Genomic DNA, 14,557 nt, shown 5'->3' with positions numbered 1-14,557 from the left:
AAGGGCATTGGGATGCGATTGAAACCAAGACAGGTGGAAGCCTTCAGAAGCGTCATGATGACAGGGGGCATCACGGCTGCAGCCGATGCCTTGAACGTCACGCAGCCCGCCGTTAGCCGCCTCATCCGCGATCTGGAGGAAATCGTCGAGATCACACTATTCGAGCGGGTGGGAGCCCGCCTCGTGCCGACGGCCGAGGCGACGCAGCTCTTCCGGGAAGTCGAACGGCTGTATCTTGGCCTCGACCAGATCGCCCAGGCCGCCGACGACATTCGTCGGCATAAAAACATCGTTCTCAGAATTGCGAGCGTGACGTCGCTCGTCCGGCCATATCTTCACCAAGCCATCCTCGATGTCGTTGGCAACCGGCGCGACATTCCGCTTGTCATCGATGTCGAAAACAGCCGGCATATTTGGGATATGGTCGATAAGAACCGCTACGATCTTGGCTTCGTCTTCGGCTCGCCCCGCATGGCGGACAAGAATGCCGTTCTCCTGCATAGTTCCCATGCCGTCGCCGCCATGGCGCCGGGACATAGGCTTGCGTCCCGAAGCGTCATCCGGCCCGCCGATCTCATGGAGGAGCGCGTGCTGATCCCCGGCCGCAACTCACCGCTCAGACTGGCGCTCGACCGCGCCTTCTCCACGCAGGATCATCCGCCGACCAGCACGATGGAGACATCGATGCTCAATTGCTGCTATTTTGCAGCCGCCGGCATGGGCGTTGGCATCGTCGATCATACAAGCCTGCAGTCCGCCGGAACCGATATTGTCGCGGTCCCGTTCGAACCGCAGATTGAGGTCGCCTACTTCGCCATTCGTCCTTCCGGCGGTCACCGCATCTCAATCCTGGACGATCTGATCAAGCGAATGAGCGAGCTCATCGGCTCGGATGCAAAAGCGTGATGCGGTTTTGCGGCAACGACAGGTGCAAAATCAAAGAGCTAAAGCGCGAGAAGCGAATCTGAAGGGTCACGGCGCTCTTTGAGCCCGAGGCGGATCGCGTTCCACGGCGGGACATTGGACTTTGCCGAGATGCGAACATTACCGGTAATCCTCAAGCCGAAGCTGCTCGGCCTTCCTTATCTCCGTTATCTCTGCCGGCTTCCTTCGGTTCGTTTTCAGCACATCGCGGTTGAAGTCATTGACCGCCCAGCAAACACCGATGGTTTGGAGATGCGCGGTGTTTTCTATTCCAATTTTTATGAGAAAAGTCAGGCGCCCGGCTAGCGCGTTGCGGCAATGCTCATTGTTATCGAACCAGGGCTGGCTGGCGACATTGTCGAGCACCTTCTGGAGTGTCGCGGCTTGCTCCAGCGATAGGCTGCCTCCCATGAGGTAGCGAAAGCGTTCCATCATGCCTCCTTCGAGGACCACTGCTACTGCGACATCACAGATGGACTCGCTCTTGCAAGTGAAGCTACTCAGATACTATTGCAGTCTGTTACTTCAACTCTACGTGGTGGCGATCCCTGACGGCGAGCCGCCAGCAAAACCGGCCATTGCTTATGCCTACCACCAGCACGTTAGGCAGACTGTCGTCTAAAGCCTACGTCCATTTTTGACACCGCCGGAACGCTGAATACCCGACGAACAGGCGGAAGCTGCCGCAAGTGCGCTCGTGGTGATCGATCCCTTGGGGTTCTGCCAGCTTTACCGCTCAGCAAGCCCGCCTGCGCTTCATCATCGCGCTCAGCTTCTCCGCCCCGGCTTCGTCGACGGGTGTGTAGACGATCATGCGGTCGTCATTGCTGGGACTTGCCCACCAATTGTTGGATTGCAGCGCCAGGATCGTGCCGTCGGCCAGGCGGAAACGCTTCACGACATTCTCTATGCCTTTGAGCTGATAGCGGTCCCAGACGATACGAAACTGATCCGAAACGCTCATATAGCGTTCCAATTGCCGTTCCCAGGCCGGGTCGTCGAGATGCTCTGCCATGGATGCACGGAACAGGGCAGCCATGCCGGCCAATACCTCATCGGGATTGACCTGGCTCGCTCGCCACGCAGGATTGACGAGGGACAGATAGATGCAATTCCGATCTTCAAGCGGGATCGCATCGAGATCGACGCCGACGAGGCGGCGATAGGCCTCGTTGAAGCCGCGTATATTGTAGCGCTTCGTCTGGATAAAAGCCGGGTAAGGACAGAGCTGATCGAGGATGCTCTGGCTTGCCTTGGTGAGCGGCTCACAGACCCGTGGATTTTCGAGCCGCGGCGGGACCGGCAGATTGGCCAATCTGAACAGGTGCTCCGTCTCGACTTCGTTGAATTCCAAAGCATGTGCGACAGAGAGAAGCACGCGCGGCGACACGCGGATCGGCCGGCCCTGCTCCAGCTTGGTGTACCAGGTAATGCCGATATCGGCACGTGACGCCACTTCCTCCCGCCGCAATCCGGGTGTACGAATGCGCCCCGCGCGGCCAAGACCCAGTCGCTGCGGATCAAGGGTTTCCCGCCGCCGTCGCAACATCTCGCCGAGCTCCTGTGCCCGCGAAAGCGTCTGATTGGAGCCTATATCGAGCGTACCGTGCATTTCCATTCTCCAGCCTGACACTTTTTATACCAGTCTAAGCAGGTATCTTGTACCAGTTTAACATAGGTGTAGAACGCTGTGGACTCAGTTCTGGAAATCGTTTGAGGTCCCCATGACATCCGCACCAATCCGGCTTGGCCAATTCGGCCTGCTGATCCTGCTTGCCGGGCAATTGCTGCTGCAGCTCGATTTTTCCATCATCAATGTCGGCCTTGCCGCCATCTCCGCCTCCCTGCATGCCGGCGAGACCGAGCTTGAACTTTTCGTTGCCGCCTATGGCGTCGCCTTTGCCGTCTGCCTGGCCATGGGCGCCCGCCTCGGCGACAATTTCGGCCGCAGGCGCATGTTCGGCCTGGCCGTTCTGATGTTCTGCCTTGCCTCGCTGCTTTGCGGGCTGGCGACTTCGGTCGCCTTCCTCATCGTCGCTCGCGCGCTGCAGGGAATTGCGGCAGCGCTCATGGTGCCGCAGGTGCTGGCGACCATCCATGTCAGCCTGACCGGACGCGATCACGCCCGCGCCGTCTCGCTCTATAGCGCGATCGGCGGCATCGCCTTCATCGTCGGCCAGGTTCTCGGCGGCTTCCTGATCTCGGCTAATATTGCCGGTTCCGGCTGGCGCAGCATCTTTCTCATCAACCTGCCGATCTGCATTCTGATCCTGCTCAGCATGTGGCGCCATGTTCCCGAAACGCGTGGCCAAGGCAGGGTTCCGGTCGACTGGTCAGGCATGATCACGCTGGCGCTGCTGACGCTCTCGGTCCTGCTACCGACTGCGCTCGGCCCGTCGCTCCACTGGAATTGGCTTTGCCTGCTCGGCTTCGTGCCGATCCTACCGCTGGTGGCGCTCCTCTGGCGCATCGAGCGCGCCAAGGAGGCGCGCGGTGCCTTCCCGATCCTGCCTCCCTCGCTCACCCGCATCTCCAGCATGCGGTTCGGAGGACTGATCGCCATATTGTTCTTCACCTGCTGGAGCGGCTTCATGTTCGTCTTCGCCCTGACGCTGCAGGCAGGTGCCGGGCTGACACCGCTGCAATCGGGCAATGCCTTGATCGCGCTCGGCGGCTCCTATTTCATCTCTGCCGCCTTCGTCACGCGTCGCCTTGCAAACATACGCCGGGAGCTCATGCTGGCAATGGGTTGCGTGATCCAGATGACCGGGCTTGCGCTGCTTATCGTGACGCTCGAAACGGTCTGGCCGCAACCCGGCGTCATCAACCTTATTCCGTCCACCGTCCTGATCGGTTTCGGACAGGCTCTCATCGTCAACAGCTTCTACCGGCTCGGCCTTGCGGACGTACCGCATGAACATGCCGGCGCCGGCAGCGCCATGCTTGCGACCATGCAGCAGGTGTCATTGGGTCTTGGGCCTGCGATCCTTGGGGCCGTATTCGCCCAGGTGCTGCAATATTCCGGCGCCTATCTCTCGGCCGGGGTAACGGCGATCACCGTCGAACTCGGGCTGATGGCCATTCTGCTGGCGGCCACGCTTCTGCGGCTGGCGCGGCAGCGCAGCCGACCCGTAGAGGCCGAAATCGACGACACTTTGATCGTCGCGCCGGAATGATCGCGCCGACGGGGTGAGTAATCTGCTGATCCCATAGCAAAGTCCGGCCTGTCGCCAGGCCGGACTTGCATGCATGTAAATGGCTTTTGACCAGGCGCCGCTACGCCGGCAGCTGGAAGGCCCAATTGGCGATCAGCACGATGGCAAGCCCGCCAACGAGCGCCAGATAGGGTAGAATACCCGCCTTCCTGACGCCCAGGTCCTGGCCGACCAGGCCCAGATCGTCCATGGCGCCGGCCGGGAATTTGCCGCCGTCACGCACATAATGCCTGTAGGCAAAGACCGGCAGGATAAGGGCCGCGAAGGCAAAGCCGATCCAGAGGGCATTGGCATAGCCCCAAACCTTCGCCCCCGCGCCGAGGAAAAGCGCGTTAACGAAAGCAAGGATCGTGTTGAGGCCGATGAGCCAGGACGGTGCCTTCCACGGGCGCTCGACATGACCGGAGTCCATGCGGTGGATCCAGCCGGAATTGAGGTTGAGGAAGTTGAAGATGATGTATCCGACGTTGGAGACGGCGAGCACGAAGAAATAGCCGCTGGTGTCGGATGCGATTGCCAGAAGAGAAAGGTTGAAGGCGAAGTCGGTCCACATCGCTCTCGTGGGCGCACCGTTCTCGTTCACATGATCGAGATATTTCGGCAGCCAGCCATCCTTGGACCCCTGATAGAGGGTGCGCGAGGAACCGGCCATCGCGGTCATGATCGCCAGGAACAGCGCCAGGATCATCAGGATGACGAGCAGCTGCGTGACGATACGACCGGCGCCGATCAGGCCGCCGAGCGCTTCGGCGACGCCGGTGCCATCAACAATGCCCGGAGCCAGCATGCCGGCATGGCCGAGCACGCCCTGGAAGGCGAAAGGCACGAGAAAGAAGAAGATGCAGCAGGCAAGGCCGGAATAGAAGATTGCCTTGAACGTGTCCGTCTTCGGGTTCTTCAGTTCGCGCGTATAGCAGACGGCGGTTTCAAAGCCGTATGTCGACCAGGCGGCAATATAGAGGCCACCCAGAAAGAGCGTCCAGCCACCATTGCTCCAGGTTCCGTCCGTGCCGGCGTAAGCCGCTGTAGGCGGCACGAGGCCGGTAACGTTGGAGGAAACGATCTGGCCGCTGACGATCGGATAGACGCCGATGATGAGCAGCGGCACCAGCACGATGATAGCAAGCCACTTCTGCACGCTCGCCGTCTCGGAAATGCCGCGATGCTGGATCGCAAAGATGATCAGCATCAGGATGCCGCCGATGAAGAAGGTGGCATTGATGTTGGCGGTCGCGAGGAAGGGAATGTTGAAGGTGAAAAGCGACCAGTTGCGGATAGCCGGCGTCAGGGCGGCGACACCATCGGCACTTAAAAGCGCCTTTACCGCATCCGCCGGCGTGGTGCCGGCATGGGCGGCAATATATTCTGCCACCCGCGGGCTATCGGCGGTAACGGACGTGGCATGCGCGCTGATCCAGCTCAGCACGGCCTGCGAATCCGCCGCCGGAATGGGAAAGAAGGCATTGAGAATATAGCCCGCCGCAATGGCGCAGCCGAGCGACAGCACCGGCGACCAGGCAAACCAGTTGCACCAGACGGAGAGCGGCGCGATGAATTTCGAATAGCGCAGCCATGCCGTCGCGCCATAGACCGAGGCGCCTCCGGACTTGTTGCCGAACATGCCGGCGATTTCCGCATAGGTGAAGGATTGCAGGAACCCCATGATCATCGAGATGATCCAGACGACAAAGGCAAGCTTGCCCGTCGTACCGGCGATGCCGCCGATGGAGAAAAGAACAAGTGGCGGTACGCCGGCTGCCACCCAGAACGCGCCCTTCCAGTCAAGCGCGCGTATAAGCTTACCTTCGGTGCCGGCAGAAGCGCCGGCGTCCACGATATCCGTCATTAGTGATATTCCCCATCTTTGTTCCGGACGTATCTTTGTACGTCTCCCTGAACGTGCCTCCCATGGCATTGCGGGGCTTGCTGGAGGTTTTCATGAGCCGAGTCTGTGCGCGGGTTCCAGATGCATGCCCTTTATACATAGTGAAGATATTTTCTTTTTAGTCAATATCCCTTTACTTTCGGACGGCATTTTGTCAGCATGATTCCAGTGTTCAAACGCACTGCAATTCCCGAGAGGGCTTGATGCGAGATCTCCACCCGCCAATAGCCGGAATACGGCCGATTTCGGCGAGCATTGTGCGCTATCCGGGCATTCCAGCCCTGCCGCAAGATACCGAGCGTTATCGCTGCAAGGGCGGCGGCTCGCTGGTCGTACGCGTCGAGCCCGGCGATCGCATTACGCTGACAGACAGCGAGGGTGGCCAGGTCTGTGAGCTCACCTTCATCGACGAAAAGGGCCGCTTTCAATCCGCTGGCCTGGGTTCTGCATTCACCGGCGAAGCGACAGGTCTGAAAACCATTCTTTCCTCAAGCAATGAAAGCGCTGCTCGCGTCAGGACGGCGCTGGAACGTCGCGGGGCCGATCTAGCGTCCGCGGCAGCACTTCGCCTCTTCGGAACATCGTCGCCAGCGGGCAACATGGCGGAATTCACCATCGCGACCAAGGGCCTGCTTGTCGCTTGTGCACCTGGAACGGCCATGTCGCCCGAGGCGCAGGACACGGCAACACCGATCGAGGTCAGGATACGCCGCACGACCATCCTGCGCGACTACGTGTCTGCGCTGCCCGAACCGCTCGCAGATCCGATCGAGGACATTCGCATCAAGGCGGCAACCGCTTCAGCCTATTTCGTTCGCGCCGGCGAATATATTCAGATTATCGATGTCTATGGCCGGCAATGCACCGATTTTCAGGCCTTTTCCGCCCGTAAGGTCGACAAGGGCCTCGATCTTGCGCTCGATTCCACGGTGACCCGCACCCTGCTCGGCCGCAGCTATCCCGCTCCCGGCCTGCCGTCCAAGGCGTTCGACCGCGATTTCGAGCCGCTGGTGGAAATCGTGCAGGACACGGTTGGCCGCCACGACGCCTTCGCAACGGCCTGCAATTCGCGCTATTACGACGACATGGGCTATCCCGGCCACGTCAACTGCACCGACAATTTCAACGCGGCGCTCGCACCTTATGGTATTGCCGGCCGCAAGGGCTGGGAAGCGCTCAACTACTTCTACAACACCAATGTCGATCACAATAACCAGCTTTATCTCGACGAGCCCTGGTCCAGGCCCGGCGATTACGTCCTGATGCGCGCGCTGACGGATCTGGTCTGCGTTTCCTCCTCTTGCCCCGATGACATCGATGCGGCCAATGGCTGGGACCCGACCGATATCCATGTGCGCACCTTTTCCGGCAAAGAGAAATTTACACGAGCGGTGGCTTATCGCATGACCCCTGACGCCGACCCCGAATTGACGCGGGAAACCGCGTTCCACCCACACCTCTCCGCCCTAACGCGCGATTACACCGAATATCGCGGCTTCTGGCTGCCGAACCGCTTCTCCTCGGAAGGACCGGTCGAGGAATATTGGGCCTGTCGCGAACGCGCCGTGGTCATCGACCTTTCGCCGCTGCGCAAGTTCGAGGTGACGGGGCCGGATGCGGAGGAATTGCTGCAATATTGCCTGACGCGCGACGTGCGCAAGCTATCGACCGGCCAGGTCGTCTATTCCGCCATGTGCTACGAACATGGCGGCATGATCGACGACGGCACGCTGTTTCGTCTCGGCGACAAGAACTTCCGCTGGATCGGCGGTGACGACTATAGCGGCATCTGGCTGCGCGAGCAGGCCGAGAAGAAGGGCTTCAAGGCCTGGGTCCGCTCTTCCACCGACCAGATGCACAATATTGCCCTGCAAGGCCCGAAGAGCCGCGATATCCTCAAGGAGATCATCTGGACGGCGCCGCGCCAGCCCACGATCGGCGAGCTCGAATGGTTCCGCTTCGCCGTCGGCCGTATCGGCCACTTCGAGGGGGCGCCGGTCGTCGTCTCTCGCACTGGCTATACGGGCGAGCTCGGTTATGAAATCTTCTGCCATCCGAAGGATGCGGCGACCGTCTTCGACGCCGTCTGGAAAGCCGGCGAGCCCTATGGGCTGAAGCCGATGGGCCTGGAGGCGCTGGACATGGTCCGCATCGAGGCAGGCCTGGTCTTTGCCCATCATGAATTCGACGATCAGACCGATCCTTTCGAGGCCGGCATCGGCTTCACTGTGCCATTGAAGTCCAAGCAGGATGACTTCATCGGCCGTGACGCCTTGGTGCGGCGCAAGGAAAATCCGCGACACCTGATGGTTGGCCTCGATATCGAGGCGAACGAAACCGTTGGGCATGGCGACTGCATCCATATCGGCCGCGCGCAGATCGGCGTGATTACCAGCGCCACACGGTCGCCGATACTCGGCAAGACCATCGCGCTTGCCCGCGTCGACGTCACGCATGCCGCTGTTGGCACCAGGGTCGAGATCGGCAAGCTCGACGGTCAGCAGAAGCGACTTCCGGCCGTCATCGTACCGCTTTCCCACTACGATCCGCAGAAGACGCGGCCGCGTTCCTAATCCGCTTTTCGCTGCGCGCTCGAAATCGCGCGTGCGGCCTCTTCCGAGGAGTTCGCGAGCGTGCGCATCTCCGCCGCCAATACGGCAAAGCCCGATCCGGCCGTTCCGGCTCTCGCCGCCTCGATGCCGGCATTGACGGCAAGTAGCTTCAAATAGCGCAGCGACTGCAGGATCTCGTTCGTCTTGGATGCCGTGACCCGCATGCCCGCGGTCTGTTCGTCAAGGCGCTGATAAAGGGATTCGACGTTCAGGATGCTGCCCTCGAGATAGAGCAGCTCGCCGGCCTCGTCCCAGACACCGCCGCCGGTCTCCGTCACCCAGATAAGGTGTCCGTCGCGGTGGCGAATTCGATATTCCATCGTCCAGTCCGTGCGGGCTTCCAGCGCCTTGCCGACGAGCTCATCCATGAGCGGAATGTCGTCCTCGTGCATGATCGAGGTAAAGGTTCGCGTGCTGTTACCGATAATCTCGTCGGCGGGATAGCCGAAGATGCGCTCAATGCCATCGGTCATTTCGAGCATCGTATAGTTTTCGTCTGCCCGGCAGCGATAAAGGAAACCGGCCATGCGGCCGAGAACGCTTGTCTGGAAATCCATGGATGCCATGCCCGAAGAGAAGGTTGCGGATGAACTCGTTTCGTCTCAACGCACAAAAGAGCCGGCAAGGGCTGCGCTTCGCCTCCCTTGCCGGTTAGGTGGGGAAATGACCGCAGATCAATTGCGCAGATATTCCTCCATCGAATCGTCAAGCGCGTCGACCCAGGGTGTGTGATGTGTCGGCGACATGGTGCCGGTCATCAGCGAACGGTAGGCATGGTCGCGGAAGCCCATGATGTTTTCCGCCTTGTGATGCTCCCATTCCATAAAGGTCTGGTTGGTGCCTTCAATATCGAAGCTTGGATAGTCCGTCTCGGCGAGCAGCTCCTTCACATAGTCGCCCTGATACCAGATCATCTGCTCGGCATCCTCGAGTGTCTCCTCGCGGGCGCGCCACTTGTCGAAGTTCGCCTGCAGCTCTGCTTCCGACGGCAGCTTGATGCGGCCCATGATGACATCGCGCGCCCACCAGGCCTGCACGTCGAACATGTTGAAGGTGTAGAACTGATCCTGCATGCCGATATAGAAGAGCTGTGGGTTCCCGTCGAAAATCACGCCCTTGTAGAGGTGGTCGGCCCAGAGGCGATTGGCCGTCTTCAGGCGCAGATCATCCGGCATGAACGGAAAGTGATGCTGATAACCGGTGCACAGGATCAGTGCGTCGACCTCCTTCGACGACCCGTCAGCAAAATATGCCGTCTTGTTTTCAAGCCGCGTCAGCAGCGGCCGCTCCTCGAAATTGGCAGGCCATTTGAAACCCATCGGCTTCGAGCGATAGCTCGTCGTTACGGATTTCGCCCCGTATTTCCAGCATTGCGAGCCGATATCCTCGGCCGAATAGCTGCGGCCGACGAGCAGCACGTCCTTGCCCTTGAACTCCAGCGCATCGCGGAAATCATGCGCATGCAGCACGCGGCCGTTGAAGGTCTTCACCCCCTCGAAATAGGGCACGTTCGGCGTCGAGAAGTGACCCGAGGCAACGACGACATAATCGAACACCTCGTCATACATCCGGTCCTGGGTGCGATCATGCGCCGTCACCGTGAACTTCTTCGTCCCTTCATCGAAGCGCACCATGCGCACCGGCGTGCTGAAGCGTACCCATTTGCGCACATCGGCCTTTTCGACGCGGCCCTTGATATAGTCCCAGAGCACGGCGCGCGGCGGATAGGAGGCGATCGGCTTGCCGAAATGCTCCTCGAAGGAATAGTCGGCGAATTCCAGGCATTCCTTCGGGCCGTTCGACCAGAGATAGCGATACATGCTGCCATGGACGGGTTCGCCATATTCATCAAGGCCCGTGCGCCAGGTATAGTTCCAAAGGCCGCCCCAATCCGCCTGCTTTTCGAAGCAGACGACTTCCGGGATATCAGCACCCTTCTTTGCGGCCGATTGAAAGGCCCTCAACTGGGCAAGGCCCGAAGGGCCGGCACCGATAACGGCAACTCGTGTCATGTGGCATTCCCCTTCTCGATTGTATCGATATTCTTATGGCATGCGGTCGTTTGGCGTGGTGCCCGGCATCAATCCGGGAAAATGCCGGGACTGGTCGGGGCGCCGTCGTCATATTTCGAAAGCCAGTCGATCGTGGTCTGTCGGAACCGTGTCAGGCCCTTGTAGTCGATGAGTTCCGGCGGCAGGGTTTTCAGCACACGCGGGAAGCGGCGCGCCCATTTCGGTACGGTGACGAGTTCATCCATGTTCATCAGGTAGCAGCGGATGACAAACAGGATGGCGTTGGAACGCGGCAGGCGCCACAGGCTCTGCAACTCGACGCGAAGATGCACCTTTTCGCCGACATTCTCAGGCGTCACCGTAGCGCGATCCGGACCCCATTTCGGATAGTTTTCGGGGCTGGTATCGAGGCGCGGATTGATCGTCATCGTCCAGTTGAACCGGCGTGTCGGCTTGCCCAGCTGCAGGTTCAGGAGGAATTTCAAGGCACGGTCGAAGACGCCGATCTGGTGGGCGAGCGGCACCGGCCCGTGCCATTCCATGAAGTTCATACCGATGTCGAAATCGAGCGACCAGTCGGCCTGGGTCGTGACCATGCCGGCATCCATCCAGAGATTGCTGTCGCGCTGGTCGACGATGCAGAAATCGCCCTGTGCCTGGCGGGTGATGTATTCGAAGGGTTCGTAGGGCAGCGTCGACGCATCACCGAAGGTGAAGGTGTCGTCGATGCCAAGGGGACGGTTGATCCAGCGCCACTGGTCACCGTTCTTGGTGAGCGTGAAATGCTCGGGATAGCCGGCTGCCTGCTCCTCCATCAAGAGTTCCAGCGTATCCCATTGCGCCGTCATCATGTGCGGCAGCGCCTGATAGCGTAAGGGATCCTCCTTCAGCACCAGAGCCCGGTCGTGCATCTCGGCGACATAGTGCTCATCGACGTCGATGAGACTTTCGAAGACCGTATTCGGCTGCCCCTTCACATGCGGTTCCATGTTGACGGAATACATGTATTCGTCGCGATCGAAGGGGAACGGAAAGCGCCGGATATTTTCCGGACTGTTGCGATAGCTGAAATCGTCCCGGAATGTTTCATTCTTGAAGGCGATTGCCATGTCCGTTCTCCTGAGTATCGGCCTGAAGCCTAAAGATCGAGATGCAATGCGCTTCCTTCGAAACGGGAAACGCAGATCATGACCTTTCGGCCGGAAGCCTTTTCTTCGTCGGTCAGATAGACGTCGTTGTGCAGAAGCTTGCCATCGCAGGCCGCGACACCCGTCTCGCACTGCCCGCAGGCGCCGCCGCGACAGAGGAAGGGCGCATCGATGCCGGCAGCCTCGATCGCCTCCAGCATGCTTTCGTGATGGCCGACATGAACGGTCTTGCCCGACCGCGTCAGCGTGACGGAGAAGGGTTTGCCGGGCTGCGACGACAGAAAGCGCTCGGAATGCAGGTTCTGTTCCGGCCAGCCGGCCTCGATGCCCGTTTTCAATACGCCATCGATCATGCCGGCCGGGCCGCAGACATAGAGATGCGTGCCGAGCGGCTGGCTTTCAAGCAGGCGGGCGACGGGCATGAAATTACGATCGGCATCGCAATAGATCTTCACCCGCTGCTGGCCATATTGCTCGACAAGCTCGCGGCAATAGGCGCCGCGATCAAGCGAACGCACGGCATAATGCAACTCGAAATTCGCGCCCTCGCGCGAGAACTGCTGCATCATCGCGATGAAAGGGGTGATGCCGATGCCGCCGGCAATCAGGAGATGCTTGCGCCCGCGCCAGTCCGGCTGGAAGAGATTGACGGGATAGCTGACCTTGAGCTCGTCGCCCTCCCTCACCTTCTCATGCATGAAGGCGGAGCCGCCGCGTGAATCCTCGACGCGCAGTACGCTGATCTCATAAGCCGAACAATCATGCGGCGGCGACATCAAGGAATAGGCATTGCGCCTCATATGCCCTTCGTCGTTCATCGAGACGATCACATGTGCGCCACCGGAGAAATACGGCATCGGCTTGCCGTCGAGACGCTCGAAGCGAAAACGCTTGATGCGCTCAGCAATGGGAGTCACCTTCGCAACGCGGACCGGAATTTGCGTACCACCGCTCACAGGAACAACTCCTCTGGATCGGGCGCAGTACCCGGCTCTTCCGCATCGATGTTGACGCCCTGGAAGGCGCCAAGACGGCGCGAGTAGTGGTCGCGCACCAATAGCGGAAGCCCGCAATGGCCGCAGGCGAAAGGACTATGCGTGACATCGTCGGTGATGCCCTTGCAGTGGACGCATTGCACGCGACGGGACAGCGATCCGCGATGTTCCGTGATAATCGAGGCATGATCCATGCCGTAGTCGAGCGCCACCATCATTGCCTGGCCGATGAAGCCTTCCGTGCCGGCGATATAAAGCCGCGTGCCCATATGCGCCGTTGCAAGCGAGCCTTTCAGGCGGAAAAGCAATGTCGCAATCGTCGGCGCCGTGAAGAACATGTCGGCGCCGAGCCTGCGCAGGCTCTCGTCGTGACCCTTGCCCTGCGAGCCACGCGCGACATAAAGGATTTCGCTGCGCGACAGGACCGCATCATCGAGCGCCGGCTTCTGGTTGAGGAGGGCATTGGCCCCCTCGCCTTCCAGCGCAAACAGATGCCGCCGGGCGTGCGGCTGAATGGAGAGACCCCTGTAGACCGGTCGGCTCTTGATGCCTTCGACAAGCATGAGCGCCTCCTTAGCCGATGGCCGTCCTCTTCTTCTTTTCCGGATCGTCGAACGGCAGCGTATGGGCAATCGCGCTCGCCTTGAGGCTCTTGCCGCGGACCTCCAGCTTCGCGCCTTGAACGGCCTTGTCAACGTCGAGACGGGCGATCGCCATCGATTTTTTCGTCAAGGACGAATAGCAAGGGCAGGTGATGACGCCGACCTTTTTGCCGTCGGCATAGACCTCGTCGCCGAGATCGGCCGGACTATCGGCATCGATCAGCATGCCGAAGATCTTGAAGCGTTCCTTGCCCTTGAGGCGTGCATGTTCCTCGGCTCCGCGGAAACCGGTCTTGCCGGGGCTGACGGTGAAATCGAGGCCAAGCTCCCACAGGCTGTCGCCGGGCGGCTGGTCGGCGAAAGGATACATCTGCGAGTTATCGTAGGGATAAAACAGCAGGTAGCTTTCGACGCGCAGCATGTCGAGAACGCTGAAGCAGCAGGGAATGATCCCCATCTCCTCGCCCTCTGCGACGATGCGGTCCCAGACCATCGGCGCATCCTGGCCACGTACGAAGATCTCATAGCCGCGCTCGCCGGTATAGCCGGTGCGCGAGATCATGACAGGTGCGCCGAACAGCGTCGTCTGCATGTGATGAAAATATTTGAGATCGCGGATGCCAGGCACGTATTTGGCAAGATAATCGACAGCGACCGGACCTTGCAGCGACAGATCGTGCAGGTCGTCGTCAAAGAGAACAGCGCAGTTGCGGCCGGCCGCCTGCTTGAGCACCTCCTCGTGGCCGGAGCCCGAGCCATGCACCAGCATCCATGAGTTCGGACCGGTTCGGTAGACGATGCAGTCGTCGGTGAAGTAGCCGCGCTCGTTGAGCATCGCAGCATAGACCGAGCGGCCGGGATAGATCTTCGACATGTCGCGGGTGGTGATATAGTCGAGGACGGCAATGGCGTGCGGCCCGACCAGATGCACCTTCTTGAGGCCGGAAACGTCCATCAGCCCGGCCTTGGTGCGGATCGCGACATGCTCCTGCGACATGTCCTTCTCGTAGGTCCAGGCGGTTCCCATGCCGCTCCAGTCCTCGAGTTTCGATCCGAGAGCACGGTGCCGGTCCGCCAAGGCGGAGAAACGCCATGATAATGCCATTTCGTTCCCTCTTTTTCTTCTATGGAATATTTATTTCCTGACTATAATCGTCTTTCACG

General features: G+C 60.0%; 12 protein-coding genes. 3 read left to right on the top strand and 9 right to left on the bottom strand.

Features of this window, described 5'->3' with window-relative positions:
* Positions 1-12: 12 nt before the first annotated feature.
* On the top strand, positions 13-906 hold the full coding sequence (locus tag ABOK31_RS31315) for a LysR substrate-binding domain-containing protein (protein ID WP_174177250.1): 894 nt from the start codon (positions 13-15) through the stop codon (positions 904-906).
* 138 nt (positions 907-1,044) lie between these two features.
* Here ABOK31_RS31315 and ABOK31_RS31310 read toward each other — a convergent pair whose 3' ends face one another.
* On the bottom strand, positions 1,045-1,356 hold the full coding sequence (locus ABOK31_RS31310; protein ID WP_174177248.1) for a hypothetical protein: 312 nt from the start codon (positions 1,354-1,356) through the stop codon (positions 1,045-1,047).
* Positions 1,357-1,660: 304 nt separating this feature from the next.
* Positions 1,661-2,536: a helix-turn-helix transcriptional regulator gene (locus ABOK31_RS31305; RefSeq protein WP_174177246.1), complete on the bottom strand. Its 876-nt coding sequence runs from the start codon at positions 2,534-2,536 to the stop codon at positions 1,661-1,663.
* A gap of 112 nt (positions 2,537-2,648) precedes the next feature.
* Between ABOK31_RS31305 and ABOK31_RS31300 the strand changes: the two genes are divergently transcribed.
* Positions 2,649-4,100, top strand: coding sequence for an MFS transporter (locus ABOK31_RS31300; protein ID WP_349961525.1), 1,452 nt, complete (start codon positions 2,649-2,651; stop codon positions 4,098-4,100).
* A 100-nt stretch (positions 4,101-4,200) separates the two neighbouring features.
* On the opposite strand, the gene ABOK31_RS31295 is transcribed toward ABOK31_RS31300, so the two are convergent.
* On the bottom strand, positions 4,201-5,985 hold the full coding sequence (locus ABOK31_RS31295) for an APC family permease (RefSeq protein ID WP_349961523.1): 1,785 nt from the start codon (positions 5,983-5,985) through the stop codon (positions 4,201-4,203).
* 242 nt (positions 5,986-6,227) lie between these two features.
* Between ABOK31_RS31295 and ABOK31_RS31290 the strand changes: the two genes are divergently transcribed.
* Entirely contained in the window at positions 6,228-8,597 is a 2,370-nt protein-coding gene (locus ABOK31_RS31290) for a DUF1989 domain-containing protein (protein WP_349961522.1), read from the top strand.
* On the opposite strand, the gene ABOK31_RS31285 is transcribed toward ABOK31_RS31290, so the two are convergent.
* From ABOK31_RS31285 to ABOK31_RS31260, 6 genes are all read right to left on the bottom strand, one after another.
* Positions 8,594-9,193 carry a PAS domain-containing protein gene (locus ABOK31_RS31285; protein WP_174177238.1) on the bottom strand — a complete coding sequence of 200 codons (600 nt, stop codon included), beginning with the start codon at positions 9,191-9,193 and terminating at the stop codon, positions 8,594-8,596. The genes ABOK31_RS31290 and ABOK31_RS31285 overlap by 4 nt on opposite strands.
* Positions 9,194-9,310: 117 nt before the next feature.
* Positions 9,311-10,648, bottom strand: coding sequence for an NAD(P)/FAD-dependent oxidoreductase (locus ABOK31_RS31280; RefSeq protein ID WP_349961520.1), 1,338 nt, complete (start codon positions 10,646-10,648; stop codon positions 9,311-9,313).
* A gap of 68 nt (positions 10,649-10,716) precedes the next feature.
* Complete coding sequence (locus ABOK31_RS31275; RefSeq protein ID WP_174177234.1) at positions 10,717-11,757, bottom strand: DUF3445 domain-containing protein; 1,041 nt, start codon at positions 11,755-11,757, stop codon at positions 10,717-10,719.
* A 29-nt stretch (positions 11,758-11,786) separates the two neighbouring features.
* Complete coding sequence (locus tag ABOK31_RS31270) at positions 11,787-12,752, bottom strand: 2Fe-2S iron-sulfur cluster-binding protein (protein WP_174177232.1); 966 nt, start codon at positions 12,750-12,752, stop codon at positions 11,787-11,789.
* Complete coding sequence (locus ABOK31_RS31265) at positions 12,749-13,354, bottom strand: dimethylamine monooxygenase subunit DmmA family protein (RefSeq protein WP_174177230.1); 606 nt, start codon at positions 13,352-13,354, stop codon at positions 12,749-12,751. The genes ABOK31_RS31270 and ABOK31_RS31265 overlap by 4 nt, the downstream gene beginning before the upstream one ends.
* Positions 13,355-13,364: 10 nt before the next feature.
* Positions 13,365-14,498 carry an aminomethyltransferase family protein gene (locus ABOK31_RS31260; protein WP_174177228.1) on the bottom strand — a complete coding sequence of 378 codons (1,134 nt, stop codon included), beginning with the start codon at positions 14,496-14,498 and terminating at the stop codon, positions 13,365-13,367.
* Positions 14,499-14,557: the final 59 nt, after the last annotated feature.

This window comes from Rhizobium sp. ZPR4, assembly GCF_040215725.1.
Taxonomy (GTDB): Bacteria; Pseudomonadota; Alphaproteobacteria; order Rhizobiales; family Rhizobiaceae; genus Rhizobium; species Rhizobium rhizogenes_D.
The sequence above is the reverse complement of the archived record's forward strand: the minus strand, read 5'-3'. Positions and strand labels throughout refer to the sequence as shown.